The following is a 20159-nucleotide window of genomic DNA, read 5'->3' on the forward strand; positions in this document are numbered from 1 at the left end:
TCGATCATCTCATCAATGACACGTGCCACATGATGATCGGGAATGAACATTTCCAAATCCAAAATCATATGGATCTGCTTGTTGTCGTAGGCTTTGAAGGTAGGGGTAAGAGATCGCTTGGAAACCGCCTTTTCTTCCAAATTCCCTAGAGGAAGTGTCGTCTGCATGGTATACTGTTCTGTAGTGGTCGTTAGATTACGCATAAAAACCGTCCTTTTGTAAAGTGTGGGTGTGGTAACTTTCATTTTACAGGAAAAGACGGTTTTTTTGTGCCTATTTTTAACTTTCAACAAAAACGGGGCTTCCAGTAGTCAGTTTTCACTGACTTTCTGAACCGCCCCTTTTTGTTTATTTATTTTGTTGAAGAATATGAAGAGGTGTCCTTGCCGAGCAGCACGGTCAGTCCAAGCAATGTAACGATGATCGTTGCTCCCATATCGGATAAAACAGCGATCCACAGCGTCAGCCAGCCCGGAATTGTCAGCAGCAGGGCGATCAGCTTCAGGCCAAGAGAAATGCCGATATTCCAGGAGATGATACGGCTGGCCTGTCTGGCCACTTTAATAGCGCCCGGCAGCTTGCCAAGGTGATCCTGCATGAGGACGATGTCGGCTGTTTCTACTGCACTGTCGGTCCCCTTTCCCATGGCGATGCCCAGACTAGAGGCTGCGAGGGCGGGAGCATCGTTGATACCGTCTCCGACCATGGCTACCTTCCAGTTAGCGGAAAGCTCGCGAATTTTCTCGACCTTTTGCTCTGGCAGAAGTCCTGCTGACCAATCCGTGACGCCAGCTCGGGCAGCGATAGCTTTGGCAGAGCCGGCATGGTCGCCTGTAAGCATGACAGTATGAGCGATCCCGCTGCGATGCAGATCAGCGATAACATGCGGGCTTTCTGGGCGCAGTTCGTCAGCCAGACCAAACATACCTAGCACACTATGGTTATCAGCAGCCAAAACAACAGTGAGCCCCTCTTCTTTAAGACGGTTGAGGTCTTGCATGACCTGCAAATGGGAAGAACCAGAACGTGTTTCTTCTAATAAAGGGATTTGAGTTAATACCTCCTTACTGCCTACCCAATAACGGAAACCCTCAATCTCAGCCGACAGGCCAATGCCGGGTATGGTTGTAAGCTCGGATGGTGCAGGGAGAGAAGCCCTCGATATCCCTTTATCTTCGGTATGTCTTACTATAGCTTCCGCAAGGGGATGCAGGGAACCCGACTCCATAGCTGCAGAAATGCTGTAGAAACGTTCATGATCATATATAATTTCGGATATGACGGAAGGCCGCCCCAACGTTAATGTTCCTGTCTTATCAAAAGCAACAGCGTCGATTTTTCCAAGCTGCTCTAAATGTACCCCGCCTTTTACAAGTACACCATTTCTAGCACATCGAGTCATGCCGCTAACGAGAGCGATCGGTGAGGACAGCACCAGAGAGCAAGGACAGCCGACAATGAGTATCGCCAGACCTTCGTACAACCATTTCATCCAGGATTCGCCAAGCAGTAATGGAGGAATAAGTGTGACGAGTGCGGCAAAAATCATAATAGCAGGCGTATAGTACTTTGCAAATTTATCAATGAATAGCTCTGTGGGTGTTTTAGTATCCTGTGCTTCTTGAACCAAATGCATGATTTTGGCTAATGATGAGTCCTCATAAGCTTTATCAATCGTGATTTTTAATAAACCCTCGGCGTTTACGCTGCCGCCAAATACGGTCGACCCAGGTTGTTTAGGAACTGGAATAGGTTCGCCGGTAATAACAGCCTCAGTTACAGCGCTGTGCCCTTCAAGTACTGTCCCGTCAGACGGAATTTTTTCTCCCGTGCGGACAAGTACGACATCGCCTGCTGCGAGTTGAGAAATCGGGACGATTTTTTCCGTATTGCCCTGAATAAGCACCGCTTGTTTAGGTGCAGCATCCAATAGAGCTTCCATCGATTTACGGGCACGATTCATACCATAACCTTCAAGCAGCTCGTTAAGACCGAACAAAATAGCAACCAGAGTAGCCTCTTTCCATTCACCAATCAGGACGGCCCCGGTTAACGCTACAGTCATCAACGTATCCATATTAAACTTAAGACGGGTTAAATTCCGAAGTCCTCGTAAAAATGTCGAATAACCACTGATCGCAATAGCAGCAATGTACATTAGAACAAGTACGCTTTTTGGAGCTGCACTACCTAGTATAAAAGTGGCTGCATAGAGTACAGCTGCGAGGCCGAGCAGCCACAGTCCCATTTTGCCCTCGCCTTCGCCATGACTATGACTATGATCATGTGAATGACCTTCCTCATGCTTACTTTCGTGTTCGTGGGAATGTGCGTGATCATGGTCATGCTGGTGGTGCGAATGATCATGTTCGGCTGAAGTGGCTGGATCAGGCAGAATAAGTGAGGCGCCGTCGCCTTTTAAAATTTTTTGCACCTGCTCCAGATTCACCTTAGGCGAAACGTACAGTCGACCGCTATTGTAATGAAGCGAAGCGTCCTGACCGTGCTCAAGCTTTTGGATTTCCCCCTGCATTTCACGAGTACAGTTAGGGCAGGACAAACCTTGTACACGAAATTCCGATCTGGAATTTGAGTCTGATTTATTCATGCTCGTTCCTCTCCTTTTGGTGCTCCAACGTCATAGTGATTAAGGTCTTAATATGATGGTCTTTTAGAAAATAGATTACATTTTTACCCTCTTTTCGAGAGGACGTAATATTCATTTGCTTCAGATGGCGAAGATGGTGGGAAGCAGTGGCGACAGAGCAATCCAGTATGGCGGCGATATCGCACACACATAGCTCCTCATGCTGCAGCAGGTAAGCGATTTTCATACGGTTGGGATCGGATAGAGCCTTGAATATTTGTGCCATACCGAGGATTTCGTCCTCGATCATGACCTCGCGTAATTTTTTCGTTCTGACTGGATCTCCGCAAATGTGCTCGTAGGTTTCTTTGCTATGTTCTATGTTCGTTGTCACAAGCTTCCTCCTCTTTATGAGTAAATGGTCGTTTAATATTCAAATGAGCATTTGATTGTTATGTTCATTATAAGGTAATAATTTACTATATTCAAATGGATATTTGAATGTTTCCTGTAAAACGCCCCATTTCTCTATACGCAACAAAAGCAAAAAGCTGAGACTTATGGGTTCCATCACATAGGGACCTGGCTAAGAGTCTCAGCTTTTAATTCAATTTTCGACGATGTTGATGAATCGGATAATCAAAGCACGAACTTAATCCATCCACCAGCGCTTCAGGTCACTCCACCATGAACGGCTTTCAGCTTTCTCCTTCACAGGCAATGGCTCAGGAGGAGGTTCCCCTTCACCATGCTCCGAACAATACTCGGTAGGCTCTGTTCCTTGAACGAAAACTTCCAGCTTTTTATCAGGACAATCAGCAGTTGCTAGCTTGCCGCTTGATGGATCGATATAGACGCTGACGACATGGTCTGGAATAGGAAAAATCTTAGGTGGAATCTTTTCCAAGGCTTTCTCTGTATATTTAGCAAAGATTGGTGCAGCCTTGCGTGATTCTGCTGTGCCAAGCGTCTTGCCCTTGTCGTACCCGACCCAGACGGCGGTAGATAGCTCTGGAGTAAACCCGACAAGCCACGCATCCGAGCTCGTTGTTCCTGTTTTGCCAGCTACTGGTCTTTTTATTTCAGCTGAGACTCTGTTACCCGTACCGCCAGTCTCAAACACACTTTCCATTAAATGAGTAAGCACGTAGGCAGCAGAGGGCTCTACCACTTTTTCTGATTTAGGAGGAGCAGCCTCATAAAGGATGTGCCCATTTTCATCCGTGATCTTTAGTATGGCAAGAGGCTTAACGCTCCGGCCTTGATTTCCGATTACAGCAAAGGCTGAAGCCATTTCGAACGGACTTACCGGCGAGGTTCCGAGAGCCAGTGACGGGACTGCCTTAAGTGGGCTAGTGATCCCCATTTTTCGAGCCAACTCGATGACTTGATCAGAGCCAATTTTCAGAATGGTATTGACGGCATAAATGTTATCTGAAGCGGCAATGGCCTGTCTCATGTCGATTTCGCCTAAATACTTATCTCCGAAGTTTTTCGGGCTGTATGTTTTTCGGTTGTTATCATAATGGAACAGGGTGGGCTCGCTGCTGAATTTACTTGCACTGGTTAGCTCACCTGAAGCCAAAGCAGATAAATACATAATTGGCTTAAAGCTGGAGCCCGGCTGACGAGTCGTTGCAAAAACATGATTATACTGGCTCTGGACATAGTTAGCTCCGCCTACAAGCGCCTTGATTTCACCACTGCGGGGATCGATAGATACAAGGGCTGCTTCCAAATCTGGCGAACCGTTTAATTCCGATTTTACCGCGTCCTCTGCAGCTTGCTGTGCGTCCATATCCAGTGTCGTGTAAATGTTGAGCCCTCCATGCTCCAGCATGTTTTCATCAATACCGAGCTCATTAATGACAACGCTGCGTACGTAGTCGCGGAAATAGGGAGCTTTGCTCAGCGTCGTCCTTTGCTGCTGGGAACGGAAAGACAGCATTTCCCCATATGCCTGATCTGCCTGGGCCTGAGTAATTTGCTCTGTTACAACCATAGAGGAGAGTATGGTCTTCTGCCGATCCTTAGCATTCTTCATATGATTATATGGGGAGTAGTAGGTGGGTCCTTTTGGGACTCCTGCTAACATAGCGCTCTCTGCCAGACTTAAATCCTTGGCATGTTTGCCAAAATACATCTGAGATGCCGCTTCGACTCCATAGGCACCATGACCGTAGTAAATTTCATTAAGGTACATTTGAAGAATTTTGTCCTTGTCATATTTCATCTCAAGCTGGGCGGTATACATGGCTTCTTTCAGTTTGCGGGACCATGTGCGTTCGTGTGACAAATATAAATTTCGAGCGAGTTGCTGAGTTAATGTGCTGGCCCCTTGTACTTTGTTCATTTCCTTAATATTAATAAGGGCAGCCCGGGCCATCCCTTTGATATCAAATCCGACATGTTTATAAAATTGCCTGTCTTCGATAGCGAGTGTAGCTTGAATAAGCCAAGGCGATATGTCTGATAGCGGTACGCGCTCCTGATTCCGCGTTCCATCTGAGAAGGCAGCGACGATTTTGCCATTCCGGTCAAGCAGCTGGGAGTTGCGGTCGGAATCTGCCAGCGGCAAATCCGACTGGTAGAGATACATTAATGATATACCAAGTGCGCACAGGCCCAGCAGTCCTGTATACACTATTGTTTTAAGCATCCATTTCCAGCGGCGCTTCGGTTTACGGGCCCCACTGCTACGTACGAGTCTATGCACGGCCCTGCGTCTCCTTCCTAGCAACTGTTAATTAGAGGGCGAAATGACCAAATATTATAGAATTAAGTATGGGAAACTTTGGGTCAGATCATTCATAGAACATGAGGAAGTACCGTAAATAGTTGCATTTTCATCGCTTTTTAATATAATCAGATTTGTTTGGTACAATATTAGGAAGAGAAACGGCTAAACACTATTCTGGCGGAAAGAAGGTTGGCTACGATGGAATTGTGGTTTACTGAGAAGCAAACACCGGTCTTTGGTATTACAGCCAAAATTCGTGAAACTCTGATTGCGGAGAAAACGGATTTTCAAGATCTGTCGATGCTTGATACCGAGGAGTTTGGGCGAATGCTCGTACTTGACGGCATGGTAATGACTACGGTTAAGGACGAATTTGTTTATCATGAGATGGTGGCCCACCCTGCGCTTTTTACGCATCCTAATCCTAAGCATGTGCTTGTAGTAGGAGGCGGAGACGGTGGTGTGATCCGTGAAGTGGTGAAGCACCCTGGCGTAGAGAAAGCAGTACTGGTTGATATTGATGGCAAGGTAATTGAATATTCCAGGAAATATTTGCCTGAGATCGCTTGCGAGTTGGACAACCCACGGGTTGAGGTTCAGGTCAATGATGGATATATGCACATTATTCAAAGTAAAAATAAATACGATGTTATCATGGTAGATTCGACTGAACCAGTAGGTCCGGCAGCTCCACTATTTGAACGCGGCTTCTACCAAGGGATATATGAAGCACTTAAGGACGACGGTATTTTTGTAGCACAAACGGACAATCCTTGGTTCAAAGCCGACCTGATTCAAAAAGTGAACAAGGATGTAAAAGAGATTTTCCCGATCGTCCGTGTATATGGTGCTAATATTCCAACCTATCCAAGTGGTCTGTGGACTTTTACTATGGGAAGCAAAACTTATGATCCGCTTGAAGTGGACGAGACTAAGATTCCTGAAATCAATACGAAGTATTATACTCCACGCCTTCATAAAGCAGCCTTTGTATTGCCGAAGTTCGTAGAAGATCTGATCAAATAATGGAAAGCGATTGTTAAACGGGACCAATCTTATTTGGCAATGTTGCGCGGCCTTCTAAAAAGAGGAGGCCGTTTCTTTTTTAAACTATGTATTTTCTACTTGAATTCGTGGAAGTAAGCGTTTATAATTACCTCAAACGAAACGTTTCGATTAAAGCGCTTTCTAATAATATCGATAATTAAAGTTATTTGAATAATTATTTCTCGATTTTGAAATGAAAGCGGTAAACCATGGAATAAACGAATTAAAAAGAGGGAATTCGAAAGATTTAGCGTTATTATCGATGTGAAATGAGTTGAGATTTTTTTTGAAATAATTTCGAAACGTTTCGATTTTTGCGTTTAATTTTTTGATCCCTGTTTCGACATACTAAAGAAGAGGTGAGGTTAACGTGAAGAAAAATTGGTTACTTACATTAGTTACCTTAATTGCTGTCTCCGTTATTGTAGCAGGTTGCGGTAGCTCTAACGCAGGTACTAACGAAGCTTCCGGAGCAAACAAAACTTTAAAAGTTTGGTTTATGGGTGAAGCAGACTCTGTAAAACCTATAGCACAAATGTATGAGGAGAAAAACCCGGGTATAAAGGTTGAGGTACAGGCCATTCCTTGGGATACCGCACATGACAAGCTGTTGACCGCCGTTGCTTCCAAAAACGGTCCAGATGTTGTTCAAATGGGCACAACATGGATTCCTGAATTTGCAGCAGCAGGAGCATTGCTTGATATGTCTTCCTACATTACACAATATCCTGAATTGAAATCTGAGAATTTTTTTGATGGTGCCATTCAAACTACGCAATATGATGGGAAAACAGTAGGTATTCCTTGGTATGTAGAGACACGTGCATTGTTCTACCGCACCGATTTGTTGGCGGATGTTGGTTATCCCGAAGGTCCTAAAACATGGGAAGAACTGAAGGATGCGTCCCAAAAGCTTGTTGCTAAAGGTGGAGCAGACCACTATGCAATGCCGATTGATGCGAAAGATCAAAACTATTTGTCTATGTTCGCCTGGCAAAGCGGTAGTGATATTATAGACGCGAACCGTCAACCGGAATTTAACCAACCGGAGTACGTTGAATCTGTTAATTTTCTGAAGAGCTTTTATGATGAAAAATTGGTTCCAGTTGGTACTGATCTTGATACATTCGCAGCATTTAAAGATGGTACGCTTCCAATGTTCATAAGTGGTCCATGGATGGTTCAAGGAGTAATGGATAAGGCTCCAGAAATTGCAGGGAAATGGACGGTCAAAACATTGCCCTCGAACAAAAACAGCAAATCCATTATGGGTGGATCGGATCTGTCTATTTTCCAATACAGCAAAAATCCAGATGAAGCTGCTAAGTTTATTTCATTCCTAACTAGTGAAGAGGTGCAACTTAAATTTTATGAGACATCTAATTCGTTGCCCGCTCTAAAATCTGCTTGGGCAGATGAACGCTTCTCTGATCCAATCATTAAAGCTTTCGGTGAACAGTTAATCAATGCAATCCCGACTCCTATGATTAAAGAATGGGAGGAAATTTCTCAAGCTTCTGTAGCAGCTTTTGAACAAATTACTCTTGGTGGTGCAGATACTCAAGCCGAACTAGACAAACTGAATGAAAAAGCGAAGGAAATTTTGGGGAATAAATAGTTTTTATCCAATCCGTCCGCGAGGTGGTGCCGGGATTCTAGAAAGAGAGGATCCCGGCTATCCGTTTTTTAATCTTCGCATGGAAGGAAATGGAATTATTTTGAAGGGGTGAAGCATGATGAGGCAGCTTGTGAAGGAATGGGATAAGTATAAATATCCCTATATGTTCATTGCTCCTGCTGTGTTGCTACTCACAATGTTTTCGATCATTCCGATATTTATTGCATTAGTGATCAGCTTCACGGACATGGATTTGGTGGGGCTCGCGGACTTTTCAAACATTAATAGTGCCGGACTATCAAATTATTTCGAGTTATTTAAGGATCCTCTATTTTTGAAATCTATTTTTAACACTAGTATCTACGTCGTTATTGGTGTACCGCTAGTAGTTATTTTTTCTATGGCCGTGGCCCTTTTGCTGAATTACGGTACAAGTAGGCTGTTTACGACATTTCGTGTTGTTTACTACATGCCTTCGATTACGAATATTGTGGCTGTTGCTGTTGTATGGGGTTATTTATACAACAGCAGATATGGATTGTTCAATTATGTTCTCTCTTGGTTTGGTCTTCCTGCTCAACAATGGCTGCAAGACCCAATGCTTGCTAAGTTATCGTTAATTGCAATGGCAGTTTGGAAGGCATTGGGCCTCAATATGATTATTTTTCTGGCGGCGCTGCAAGGCATTCCACGTTCATACTATGAAGCGGCCGAAATTGATGGGGCGACTGGGTGGAAGAAACTTGTACACATTACTGTTCCATTGTTAAGCTTTGCAACCTTTTTTGTAACGATTACAACCTTGATTGGCTGGATTCAATTTTTTGAAGAGCCTCTTGTCATGACAAAGGGTGGACCGTTAAATGCAACGATGTCCATGGCGCTGTTTATTTACAATAACGGTTTTAAACTTAGCAATTTTGGATATGCCGCATCAGGTTCATTTATATTGTTCATAATTATTATTTTGGTTACGATTGTTCAATTTGTTATGAAAAAGAAGGAAGTCGAATATTAGGAAGGGATTAAGGAGGGAGTGCAAGCATGACATTGAAAAAAATAGAAAAAGGGTTTATGATAACTCTTTTGATTGTCGGCGGCATCCTCATGATGATTCCTTTCATCTGGATGCTGGGCTCGTCTTTTAAGCCAGAAAGTGAGTTTACGATCATACCGCCAACGATTATACCGAACAATCCAACAATGAGTAATTACGTGGATTTATTTTCAAAGATGGATTTTTTGATCTATCTAAAAAATACAATCATTATTGTTTTGTGTTCCTTTATTGGATTGTTTCTTAATGCAATTGCCGGTTACGCTTTTGCTAAATTCGATTTTCCGGGTAAGAATAAATTTTTTGTTGTAATTTTGGCTACGATGATGATTCCAAGTCAGGTAACCATGATTCCAACCTATTTGATCATCAATAAGCTTGGGTTAGTTAACACCATGGCAGGAATGGTACTGCCAGGTCTTGTAGGTGCATTTGGCATATTTTTGTTCCGTCAATTTATGTCGACGATTCCAACCGATTTGCTGGAAGCGGCACGACTTGACGGAGCAGGGGAATTCAGAATTTTTCTGCAACTGATTGTACCTGTTGTAAAACCTGTATTTGCGGTTCAAGGTATCTTAACGTTCATTGGGGCATGGAACAGCTTCCTGTGGCCGTTAATCATTGCAAATGATCAAAAGCTGTATACGTTATCAGTAGGATTGTCACTTCTAAAGGGAGAATATGCAACCGCCTTTGGTCTGCAAATGGCCGGTGCAGCAATAATGATTGTACCAATTATTGTTATCTTTTCTTTCTTTCAAAAGCATATTATAGAAGGATATACGATTTCAGGGATGAAATAAGTAATAGTATAATTTTTGAGTAAGTTAGGGAGGATTGGAATGGCTACGATTAAAGATGTGGCAAAATTGGCCGGAGTCGCAATTTCAACTGCTTCGTACGCGTTAAGTGGTGATAGAAGAGTTACCGCTAAGACGAAGGAAAAGGTGTTGGAGGCGGCAAAGCAACTGAATTATCGTAAAAATGGCTTTGCTATGGATTTAAAACGGAGCCGCACCAATACAATTGCACTTATCCTTACGGACTTGTCGGGGCCTTATTATTCCGAATTAATACGTAGTGTTCAAGATGTTGCTCTGTCTAATGGTTATGATCTGGTAGCATGCAGTTCGATGGGAGGTAAAGAGTCTACAGCAGTTAAGTTTTTGCGTGAAAAGAGAGTAGACGGCGCTATTGTGCTTGCCCATAATATTACGGATGAAGTATTGTTGCAAACTGCCAGCTCTAATTTTCCTATCGTTGCCATGGATCGTGTGACGACAGGTGAAGGGCTAATTAGCATTGTAGTGGATGGAGAATTAGGAGGATATAAGGCAACCCGCCATCTTATTGATCATGGGCATCAATCCATTGCCTTTGTAAGCGGACCTGCTAATTCTTATGATAATATGCTGCGGTATCAAGGTTATTTACGGGCGATGCACGAAGCAGGGCTTGAAGAGAAGGCAAAATGGAGGCTTAGTGGTAATTTTGTTCGTGACGGCGGTTATAAAGTGACTAAAATGATGATGATGCAGGGTGAGCTGCCTTCGGCTATTTTTTATGGGAACGATGAAATGGCTATTGGTGGTATTAAGGCGATAGAAGAAGAGAGCTATTCTGTGCCAGATGATATTTCGGTCATTGGTTTTGACGATATTCAGTTGGCTGAGTATATCAATCCTCCGCTGACAACTATCCGCCAGCCGATGCATGAGTCTGGTTCACTAGCGGGGCATCTGCTATTTCAAATGCTGAATGACCAAGAGGTCAATGATTCATATAAATTGAAGGTCGAACTCGTCGAACGTAAATCGGTTAAATCTGTAGAAGAAGTCAGCAAAAGCCTGATATAAACAGTTGATTGGCATTGATCTGGGAGGATGAGCAGAAATGGCTTTTATTCAGATGGCTTTATATTCAGAAACACTTGAAATGTCGACGGATGTTAATGTTGTTATTCCGCTGGATTCCAAATGTCGTTTACAGGATGGCAAGCTACCCGTGATGTATCTGCTTCATGGCCTTGGCGGTGATCATTCACAGTGGACCCGGCAGTCTTCCGTTGAGCGATATGCGGAGGAAAAGGGAATTGCTCTTGTTATGCCAAGAGTGGATCGCAGCTACTATATGGACATGAAGCAGGGCGCGGATTACTTCACTTATTTATCTAGTGAACTTCCATCCGTTCTGCAATCTGTATTTCCGATTTCTAATCGCCGGGAGGATACGTTTGTAGCCGGTCTGTCCATGGGAGGATATGGTGCTTTTAAGCTGGCTCTTCGCAATCCTGATCGTTTTGCGGCAGCGGCGAGCCTTTCCGGCAGTCTGGATATGGTTCATCGTCTTAGCCAACCGGAAGTGTTTCGAAATGGAGAGGAAGGACGGATTTTCGGTAGCATACAGGAATTAAAGGGAAGCGATGATGATCTGTTTGCGCTTGCATGCAGGGTGGCGGCATCGGGTAACCAGCCTAAGCTGTTTCAATGCTGTGGAACAGAGGATTTTCTATACCAGGGGAACCAAAATTTTCTCAAGCATGCTGAAGAAATAGGTTTGCAAGTTACGTACGAGGAAGAGCCTGGGACGCATGAATGGGGCTACTGGGATCGAAAAATAAGCAGGGTAATGGATTGGCTTCCTATATAAAATTGGATCTTTACGTTTATTTTTCGAAACGTTTCAATATTTCTAGGTTATCATTTAAAATAAAATCAATTAATTTAATGGTTTTATAATGAAAACGATTCGATAATTATTGGGAGTGATACTGATGTCACGGCAACGCTTAGAACATTATTTGGAACAAATGACGTTGGACGAAAAAATTGCTCAGCTCCTGCAATTGGCAGCTCCCTTCTACGACGAAGTTGGAGACGAGGGGCAGATTACCGGTCCTATGGAGTCGCTGGGCATAACTGTTGAAACGGTGCATAATGTTGGCTCCGTATTAGGTGTATCTGGTGCGGAGAAGGTGATTTCTGTTCAGCAGTCTCATATGAAGAATAACAAGCACGGAATTCCTCTATTGTTTATGGCTGACATTGTACATGGATATAAGACGATCTTTCCGATTCCGCTGGCTATGGGCTGCTCATGGGACATTAAGCTGGCTGAACGCAGTGCAGAAATAGCAGCTAGGGAAGCGGCTGTCTCTGGCATTCATGTTACTTTTGCGCCAATGGCCGATCTGGTGCGTGACCCTCGATGGGGACGAGTCATGGAATCGACAGGTGAAGACCCATACTTGAACTCCTTATTCGCAAGGGCCATGGTACGAGGATTTCAAGGCAGTGACTTAAAGAACGATAAAGAACGTGTTGCCTCCTGTGTTAAACATTTTGCAGCGTATGGCTTAGCGGAAGGCGGGCGTGACTATAATACGGTTGATTTGTCGGAACGCCAGCTTCGAGAATATTATTTACCAGCTTATAAAGCAGCGCTCGATGAAGGGGCAGAGCTTATAATGACTTCTTTTAATACCATTGATGGTATACCGGCATCTGGCAATCGTAGACTGATGAGAGATTTATTACGAGGTGAATGGGGCTTTGAAGGGGTAACTATTTCTGATTGGGCGGCTATAAAGGAAATGATTCCCCATGGGGTAGCTGAAGACGAGCGTGAAGCCGCTCTTAAAGCAATCATCGCTGGCGTTGACATCGATATGATGACCTCATCTTATGTGCATTATCTAGCACAGCTGGTGGCGGATGGAATTGTTGATGAGGCCCTCATTGATGAAGCTGTAATGCGAGTGTTGCAGCTAAAAGAAAAACTGGGTTTATTTGAGGAGCCATTGCGTGGAGCAGATGTGGTAGCAGAACGCGAGATCATATATTGTGAAGAGCATCGAAAAGTCGCAAAAGAGCTTGCTCTAAAGTCCTGCGTGCTTCTCAAAAACAATGATGTGCTTCCGCTCAATAAAAATCAGAAGGTTGCGGTCATTGGACCATTCGCTCTAAGCGGAGATATTCTTGGAAACTGGTCATGGAACGGATCCACGGAGCTGACCAAGAATCTAGCTGAATCGATGAAAGTGATAAGTCCTTCTAATATTATTATTGCGGAAGGTTGTAGTATAGATAAGATTACGGAGCCGCAGATTCATGAAGCGATCAAGGTTGCTCTTAAAGCAGATATCCTTGTTCTGGCATTAGGTGAATCATCGGAAATGAGCGGGGAAGCGAGTAGTCGGAGTAATATCAAGCTGCCAGAGGCACAGCTTCAGTTGGTTCAGTTCATGAAGCAGCTTGACAAACCGATGGTAGTTGTTCTTTTTAACGGTCGTCCGCTCGATTTGCACGGAGTCTACGAAGAAGCTAATGCGGTGCTGGAAGCATGGTTCCCTGGTAGTGAAGGTGGCGTAGCAGTAGCGGAGTTGTTATATGGTGCAGCAAATCCATCGGGCAGACTAAGTATGTCGTTTCCATATGCAGTAGGACAAATTCCGGTGTACTATAATCATTTTAACACTGGACGGCCAAAGCCTTCGGAGGATACGACAGAGAAGTACGTAACACACTATCTGGATATTCCGAATGCTCCGCTACTACCTTTTGGTTACGGCCTTAGCTACACTTCATTTACTTATAAAGATCTTGTATTATCATCGAATGAGATCAATGAGACAGACTCACTGCAAATCAAAGTGAAAATTACTAATGAAGGCAAGCTTTCAGGGGTTGAAACGGTTCAACTATACATTCGAGATGTATCTGGAGAGGTTGTTCGGCCAATGAAGGAGCTAAAAGCATTCCGAAAGGTTGAACTGGCTCCGGGTCAGAGCAGAGAGATAACATTTGAAATTACTGAGGAACATCTACGTTACTACCACAGTGATTTTTCCTTTACTAGCGATTCTGGTCGATTTGAGCTGTTTGTTGGACCAAACAGTCGGGACACCATGAATGCAGCTTTCCGATTAAAAAAATAAACTTGTAAATAGATCTGAATGTACACACGGTATTAAGGAGTGAAGAGTATGACAACAGTAAAGGATTCGAAGCTATCAATTACAAAAGGTGGACTAACGTTTATTTTTCATCACTATGGTGATTTATATCAAGCTATCGGCGGATCGACCATGATTAATCAATTATGGAGTCATCCATTTGATGGATCACTTGGTAATCTATATTTGCGCCTCCATACAGAGAATGGTATCCAAGTCTATCCACTATTAGGTATTAAGTCTGCCAGTCATTTTTGCCATTTAGGTGATCGTTTAGTATGGAAAGGGCAAATTGTAGAATCTCAGCTTAATCGTACATTCCAATATAAAGTTGAATTTAAGCTAACTGAGCTTGGTGTATGGTTCTGGGATATTGAGCTGTGCGGACATGATGCAACAGTTGATATCATCTACGGTCAGGATGTTGGTATTGCCGATACTGCAGTTGTTCGCTCCAATGAAGCATATTTATCACAATATATCGACCACACTGTATTCAATGACTCCAATAAAGGATTCGTTGTTTGTTCACGGCAAAATCAACCTCAGGGAGGATGTTTTCCATACCTCCAACAGGGTTCATTGAGTAAAACGGTAGGTTATTCGACAGACGGTTTTCAATTTTTTGGTCTGTCCTATAAGGAGAACAATCGTCCTCAAGCACTGTATCAGGAGAAATTGGCTAACGAGATATATCAATATGAATTTGCCTATACAGCATTGCAAACGGAAAAAATACAGCTTGAAGGAAAAGAGCGTTTTGTATTTTATGGTTTGTTCAAAGGCGATCATCCTTTAGCAATAAAAGAGCTGGAGTACGAAGATGTGATTAAGCAGGCTTGGAATGAAGCGGAGATGCTGGGTTCGGCGGATCTATCAGAAGCTAGCTGGAACAAAGCTATATCAATCCCTTCTAAATTTGGAGAACCGTTGCAATCTCTCTCCGTAACTCAGCAGGAGCTTGATCTGTGGTTTCCAGAGCGTTTTCAAGAGGAATGGGAAGACGACCAATTGCTTGCATTTTTCACAGACAGTTATGAGCATGTAGTTTTGAAAGAAAAGGAATTGCGAGTAGAACGACCACATGGACATATTCTGATGAGTGGGGACAATGTACGTCTTGGTGCCGAGGTAATCACGACTACTTCATATATGTACGGAATATTCAATTCTCAGCTTGTAGTAGGCAATACGAATTTGAACAAAGGTATGTCTAATGCACGTAACGCACTAAATGTTCCTAAAACTTCTGGTCAGCGAATTTATGTGGAGATAGATGGGCAATATCGACTGCTCACGATGCCTTCTTTGTTTGAAATTGGCTTCAACTATGTCCGGTGGTACTATAAATTGAATTCAGACACGCTGGTCATTACCAACTATTCGACGGTTGATACTCCTGAGATTCATTTACACGTCCGTTCAATAGAAGGTATATCTTATCGTTTTCTAATAACAAATCAGATTACTATGAATGTTTCTGAATATGAGCTTCCATATCATATGGAAAAAAATGAAGAGACCGGTGTGATTACGTTTAGGGCTGATGCTTCATGTATCAGTTCGTTAGTTTATCCTCAGTTGGCCTACCGTATGAGCTTTAATGGAACCGTATATCATTTGCTTGATGAATCTGTATTAGCTGAAGATATGGTTAATGACGGGCCTCCTTTAGTCATATTTGAGTTGGACTCCAGTTCAGAATGGACTTTGACACACCAAGGTCTTCTTTACGGTTCTGATCTGCCTTTTGTGGAATGTTCAGTAGATTCTCAGGTCGAACGTTACAGAGATTTTTATAATAATGTGATGAATGGGTTCAAGCTGACGAAGGACGGAGAGACCGAAGGGGATTTGTTCAAAGTAAACGCACTTGCGTGGTGGTATACTCACAATATGCTCGTTCATTACTCGGTGCCGCACGGTCTTGAACAGTATGGTGGAGCAGCTTGGGGTACGCGAGACGTATGTCAAGGGCCGATTGAGTATTTCATGTCTACTCATAAATATGAGCAAGTCAGAGATATTTTGCTTGAGGTTTTTTCTCATCAATACAAAGAAGACGGCAATTGGCCTCAATGGTTCATGTTCGATAAATATACGAAAATCCAGCAGGAAGAAAGTCATGGGGACATCATTGTTTGGCCACTTAAGGTGCTGGGTGATTATTTGACTGTAACTCGTGATTTTTCCATTTTGGATGAGCAGGTACCTTATACGAGCAAGAATGGCTTCGAATTTACCGAAGAGATAGCATCGGTGCGTGACCATGCGCTCAAGGAATTACATTATATAAGAGAGCACTTTCTTCATGGCTCTTTCCTTTCTGCTTATGGTGATGGAGACTGGGATGATACGCTACAGCCGGCCAATGCGCAGCTGAAAAAGTATATGGTCAGCAGTTGGACAGTCGCTTTAACGTATCAGACAATAAATAATTTATCCAGGGTTCTACAGGAGTTTGATTCAGCGTGGTCCTCCGAGCTGAGAGAGATAGCTACTGGCATTAAGCACGATTTTAATAGGTATATGCTGGGTACGGAGGTTATACCTGGTTTCTTATACTTTGAGGATCCGGATCATCCTAAGCTGATGCTACATCCAGAGGATGGAGAGACCGGCATTCAGTATCGTTTGCTTCCAATGACGCGAAGCATGATCAGCGAAATGCTCACTCCGGAACAGATGAAATCCCACTATAAACTTATCCAGGATAAACTATTGTTTCCTGATGGGGTACGTTTGATGAATCGTCCGGCACAATACGTCGGGGGTGTGAGCGTTCACTTCAAGCGAGCGGAGCAGGCATCCAATTTTGGACGAGAGATCGGATTGCAATATGTCCATGCTCATATCCGCTATGTAGAAGCCATGGCGAAGATCGGGCGGCGTGAGAGTATTTGGGATAACCTGGCGGTTATTAACCCGATTGGTATACGGGATGTGGTTTCTAACGCAGAACTGCGTCAGAGCAATACGTATTTCAGCAGCTCTGATGGCAATTTTAATACACGCTATGAGGCACAACAGCATTTTGATGACCTTCGTAACGGATCGGCACAGGTTAAGGGAGGCTGGCGTATTTATTCTAGTGGTCCGGGGATTTATATGAACCAGCTCATTTCCAACGTACTTGGAATCCGTGTGAGTGGCGGAGATTTAGTGATTGACCCTGTGCTGCCTTCCAAGTTGGATGGTACTCATTTTGAATTCAGGTATAATGGAGTACCTGTATCTTTTGTGTACCGAATTAAGGAAGGAACTGTGCGTTCAATTAAAGTGAATGGTATTGAAGTGCCGGGCGAACGTATCAAGAATCCTTATCGAACCGGTGGTTTACTGATTCGCCAAGCTGATTTCAATAAGCTAATCGGAAATAACAATACGGTTGTAGAAATTGAAATGTAATTATTTTTAAAGGTTTTTGGGTAACAAAGCACCTGTTCCTTGTCTATAATCACGTATAGACTTGGACAGGTGCTTTTATAATTGTAGTATAATTTGATGAGTAATCAGCTTCGTATTGAACTGTATGGACTAACTGGATATAGTAGTACAATAAGAAACGATGTAATATATAGAATGGAGATTTGATATGCAAGGCAAGAGCACAGCCAAAATTGTAGTGACCAGCCGACAAGGCGAGGACAAAACAGTCCAGGAACTCAAGGGCGAGATTATGGTCCGAGGTAGCTCTGTATATATCAGATATGAAGAGCCGGAGAAGGGACCGACGGGAGGAACCACTCGGGCGATGTTCAAGATCACCGGCGATGAGATTAAAATTATGCGTCACGGAGAAGTGGAGTCGGAGCAGACGTTTCAAGCGGGACGAAAGTTGCCAGGCTTTTATCATTCTCCGTTTACAAAGTTTCATCTATCTACGGACACTGGAAAGCTGGATGTATCCCTAGATGGGATGTCTGGGCAAATAGAGTGGGAATACGATTTATATGTCTACGATGAACTTTCAGGACATTTTGCTATTAGTATGCTTATTGAGGAGGAAGTTTAAGATGACACTTAATCCATTGGAACAAGTGAATCAAAATTTGAAAGATGCGCTTATTGAAGCGGTCGTCGCTGCTGAGCTGGTAGGGCGGGAAGAGATTCCTGCGATCGTACTGGAAGTGCCAAAAGATAAGGCACATGGAGACCTTGCAACAAATGCAGCTATGCAGCTTACACGGATTGCGAAGAAGAATCCTCGCCAAATTGCCGAGACTATTATTGAGAATCTGGATTTTAGCAAGGCAGGAATTGAGAAGGCGGATATCGCTGGCCCGGGTTTTATCAACTTCACTTTGGGTAAGAGCTATCTTTATCCAGTGCTTGAGCAGGTTTTTGTTCAAGGAGAGGACTACGGACGAACAACTAAAGGAAACGGACAAAAAATAGAGGTTGAATTTGTTAGTGCTAATCCGACAGGAAGTCTGCATCTTGGACATGCCCGTGGTGCTGCCGTAGGGGACGCACTCTGCAATGTGCTTGATTTTGCAGGATTTGACGTTACCCGAGAGTACTACATTAATGATGCCGGTAATCAGGTGGTTAATCTAAGCAAGTCGATTGAAGCGCGTTATTTGCAAGAGCTCGGTCAGGATGCGGAAATGCCTGAGGACGGTTATCATGGTGAGGACATCAAAGGCTTTGCCAATGAGCTCGTTGCTGAGAAGGGGGATGCCCTGTTATCGTTGTCTCCGGAGGATCGTGCTGTATTTTTACGCAAATATGGATTGGAAAAAGAGCTTGCCAAGATTAAACGTGATTTGGGACGTTTCCGTGTTGGTTTTGATATATGGTACAGTGAGACTTCATTGTATGAGAATGGACTTGTTGAAGCTTCGCTTAAGGATCTTCGCGACAAGGGTCAAATTTATGAGCAAGACGGTGCTACTTGGCTGCGTACAACGGAGTACGGCGATGACAAAGATCGCGTTCTCGTTAAAAATGACGGTACGTACACTTATTTAACGCCGGATATTGCCTATCATCGTGATAAATATGCACGCGGATATGATCAAATGATCAACATTTGGGGTGCGGATCACCATGGGTATATTCCTCGGATGAAGGCAGCGATGCAGGCGATCGGTAATGATCCAGAAAAATTGACTGTACTCATCGCCCAAATGGTGAGCCTGTTCCAAGATGGCGAGAAGGTGAAAATGTCCAAACGTACAGGTAAGGCTGTTACGATGGTTGACCTTATGGATGAAGTGGGCGTTGACGCGATTCGTTATTTCTTTACGATGCGGAGCATGGATTCCCATCTTGATTTCGATATGGACCTTGCGATTTCGACATCCAATGAAAATCCTGTCTATTACGTACAGTATGCTCATGCTCGTGTCTGCAGTATTTTCCGTCAAGCAGAGGAGCAAGGAATTGCTATCCCAGAGCCCAAAGATGCGAATTTAAGCAAACTAACAGCTGAACATGAATATGACTTGCTGCGCAAGCTGGGTGAGTTGCCAGAAGAAATTAACGTCGCGGCAGAAAATTATGCACCGCATCGACTCGTTCGTTATGTGTACGAGCTTGCAGCTCTATTCCACAGCTACTACAGAGCAGAGCGTGTCATTACAGAAGATGCAGAGCAGACGGCTGCGCGTCTTGTCCTGCTGGGCGCTGTACGTACTTCGATTGCTAACGTATTGAGATTGATCGGAGTATCTGCACCGGATCGGATGTAGTTGAGATTTCTCTATTAAACCAAACGCATATTCGGTTTTGATCCGACAGTTGAGTTTTCGACTTCTGGAGCCGTTTCGGAAGAGGCTGTCCCAAAAGTTATCTAAGGTGACTTTGAGGGACTTCTTGTTTAGCAGTGTAAAGGCAAGATATCAGGAAAAGGATGCAAAAATACAGTTTTTTTAAAGTAGCCATGAAAGGATGAACAAAAGCCTGCAAAAATGCAGGAATATGTTTCAGAATAGACTAGTTTGAAGAGAATCCTTAGAGAAAGCCTGCACATTTGCAGCAATTTAGGGCATTTAGAGGCTTTACATAAACAAAGCCTGCACATTTGCAGGAATTTCAGGAATTTCGCATCATGACATTATTACACTTGAGATACGGTCCTAGAATGTGTGGCAGGATCAAGCGGTGCAGGGATCATCTTCCTTGCACCGCTATTTCTAGTTTTAACAC

14 protein-coding genes are annotated in these 20159 nt (G+C 43.6%); 10 read left to right on the plus strand and 4 right to left on the minus strand.

Annotated elements, in window-relative coordinates; genetic code table 11:
* From BLS49_RS23330 to BLS49_RS23345, 4 genes are all read right to left on the minus strand, one after another.
* Window positions 1-203 (minus strand): hypothetical protein (locus BLS49_RS23330; protein ID WP_139173174.1); only part of this gene is annotated, 203 nt, incomplete at its 3' end.
* Window positions 204-352: 149 nt separating this feature from the next.
* The gene (locus BLS49_RS23335; RefSeq protein WP_091236332.1) at window positions 353-2608 is read right to left on the minus strand and encodes a heavy metal translocating P-type ATPase; all 2256 of its coding nucleotides are present in this window, start codon (window positions 2606-2608) and stop codon (window positions 353-355) included.
* The gene (locus tag BLS49_RS23340) at window positions 2601-2981 is read right to left on the minus strand and encodes an ArsR/SmtB family transcription factor (protein WP_425432180.1); all 381 of its coding nucleotides are present in this window, start codon (window positions 2979-2981) and stop codon (window positions 2601-2603) included. Before BLS49_RS23340 ends, BLS49_RS23335 begins: the two co-directional genes overlap by 8 nt.
* 258 nt (window positions 2982-3239) lie before the next feature.
* Window positions 3240-5246: a transglycosylase domain-containing protein gene (locus tag BLS49_RS23345; RefSeq protein WP_091236358.1), complete on the minus strand. Its 2007-nt coding sequence runs from the start codon at window positions 5244-5246 to the stop codon at window positions 3240-3242.
* 279 nt (window positions 5247-5525) lie between these two features.
* Here BLS49_RS23345 and speE point away from each other — a divergent pair, with 279 nt between their 5' ends.
* From speE to argS, 10 genes are all read left to right on the plus strand, one after another.
* A complete protein-coding gene (gene speE, locus BLS49_RS23350; protein ID WP_091236334.1) occupies window positions 5526-6353 on the plus strand; it encodes a polyamine aminopropyltransferase in 828 nt (275 codons plus the stop codon).
* Window positions 6354-6744: 391 nt separating this feature from the next.
* Entirely contained in the window at window positions 6745-7992 is a 1248-nt protein-coding gene (locus BLS49_RS23355) for a sugar ABC transporter substrate-binding protein (RefSeq protein ID WP_091236336.1), read from the plus strand.
* Between the two features lie 115 nt (window positions 7993-8107).
* Window positions 8108-9010, plus strand: a complete 903-nt coding sequence (locus tag BLS49_RS23360) for a carbohydrate ABC transporter permease (protein WP_425432181.1) — start codon at window positions 8108-8110, stop codon at window positions 9008-9010.
* 26 nt (window positions 9011-9036) lie between these two features.
* Window positions 9037-9855 (plus strand): carbohydrate ABC transporter permease, encoded by an 819-nt coding sequence (locus BLS49_RS23365; protein ID WP_091236340.1) that lies wholly within the window; start codon window positions 9037-9039, stop codon window positions 9853-9855.
* Between the two features lie 39 nt (window positions 9856-9894).
* Window positions 9895-10908 carry a LacI family DNA-binding transcriptional regulator gene (locus tag BLS49_RS23370; protein ID WP_091236342.1) on the plus strand — a complete coding sequence of 338 codons (1014 nt, stop codon included), beginning with the start codon at window positions 9895-9897 and terminating at the stop codon, window positions 10906-10908.
* Window positions 10909-10945: 37 nt separating this feature from the next.
* Window positions 10946-11701 carry an alpha/beta hydrolase gene (locus BLS49_RS23375; protein WP_091236344.1) on the plus strand — a complete coding sequence of 252 codons (756 nt, stop codon included), beginning with the start codon at window positions 10946-10948 and terminating at the stop codon, window positions 11699-11701.
* A 124-nt stretch (window positions 11702-11825) separates the two neighbouring features.
* A complete protein-coding gene (gene bglX / locus BLS49_RS23380) occupies window positions 11826-13988 on the plus strand; it encodes a beta-glucosidase BglX (RefSeq protein ID WP_091236346.1) in 2163 nt (720 codons plus the stop codon).
* A gap of 48 nt (window positions 13989-14036) precedes the next feature.
* Window positions 14037-17414: a GH36-type glycosyl hydrolase domain-containing protein gene (locus tag BLS49_RS23385; RefSeq protein WP_091236348.1), complete on the plus strand. Its 3378-nt coding sequence runs from the start codon at window positions 14037-14039 to the stop codon at window positions 17412-17414.
* Between the two features lie 187 nt (window positions 17415-17601).
* Window positions 17602-18021 carry a YwiB family protein gene (locus BLS49_RS23390; RefSeq protein WP_091236351.1) on the plus strand — a complete coding sequence of 140 codons (420 nt, stop codon included), beginning with the start codon at window positions 17602-17604 and terminating at the stop codon, window positions 18019-18021.
* A 1-nt stretch (window position 18022) separates the two neighbouring features.
* A complete protein-coding gene (argS, locus tag BLS49_RS23395) occupies window positions 18023-19702 on the plus strand; it encodes an arginine--tRNA ligase (RefSeq protein ID WP_091236353.1) in 1680 nt (559 codons plus the stop codon).
* Window positions 19703-20159 lie beyond the last annotated feature (457 nt).

Origin of the sequence: Fontibacillus panacisegetis, from assembly GCF_900102215.1 — a bacterium.
In the GTDB taxonomy this organism is placed as follows: Bacteria; Bacillota; Bacilli; order Paenibacillales; family Paenibacillaceae; genus Fontibacillus; species Fontibacillus panacisegetis.

Bases quoted from the DNA above. Each gene is read 5' to 3' on its own strand.
- BLS49_RS23335 (WP_091236332.1), bottom strand. From the start codon at position 2,608: ATGAATAAATCAGACTCAAATTCCAGATCGGAATTTCGTGTACAAGGT.
- BLS49_RS23345 (WP_091236358.1), bottom strand. From the start codon at position 5,246: ATGCTTAAAACAATAGTGTATACAGGACTGCTGGGCCTGTGCGCACTT.
- speE (WP_091236334.1), top strand. From the start codon at position 5,526: ATGGAATTGTGGTTTACTGAGAAGCAAACACCGGTCTTTGGTATTACA.
- BLS49_RS23360 (WP_425432181.1), top strand. From the start codon at position 8,108: ATGATGAGGCAGCTTGTGAAGGAATGGGATAAGTATAAATATCCCTAT.
- BLS49_RS23365 (WP_091236340.1), top strand. From the start codon at position 9,037: ATGACATTGAAAAAAATAGAAAAAGGGTTTATGATAACTCTTTTGATT.
- BLS49_RS23370 (WP_091236342.1), top strand. From the start codon at position 9,895: ATGGCTACGATTAAAGATGTGGCAAAATTGGCCGGAGTCGCAATTTCA.
- BLS49_RS23375 (WP_091236344.1), top strand. From the start codon at position 10,946: ATGGCTTTTATTCAGATGGCTTTATATTCAGAAACACTTGAAATGTCG.
- bglX (WP_091236346.1), top strand. From the start codon at position 11,826: ATGTCACGGCAACGCTTAGAACATTATTTGGAACAAATGACGTTGGAC.
- BLS49_RS23385 (WP_091236348.1), top strand. From the start codon at position 14,037: ATGACAACAGTAAAGGATTCGAAGCTATCAATTACAAAAGGTGGACTA.
- BLS49_RS23390 (WP_091236351.1), top strand. From the start codon at position 17,602: ATGCAAGGCAAGAGCACAGCCAAAATTGTAGTGACCAGCCGACAAGGC.
- argS (WP_091236353.1), top strand. From the start codon at position 18,023: ATGACACTTAATCCATTGGAACAAGTGAATCAAAATTTGAAAGATGCG.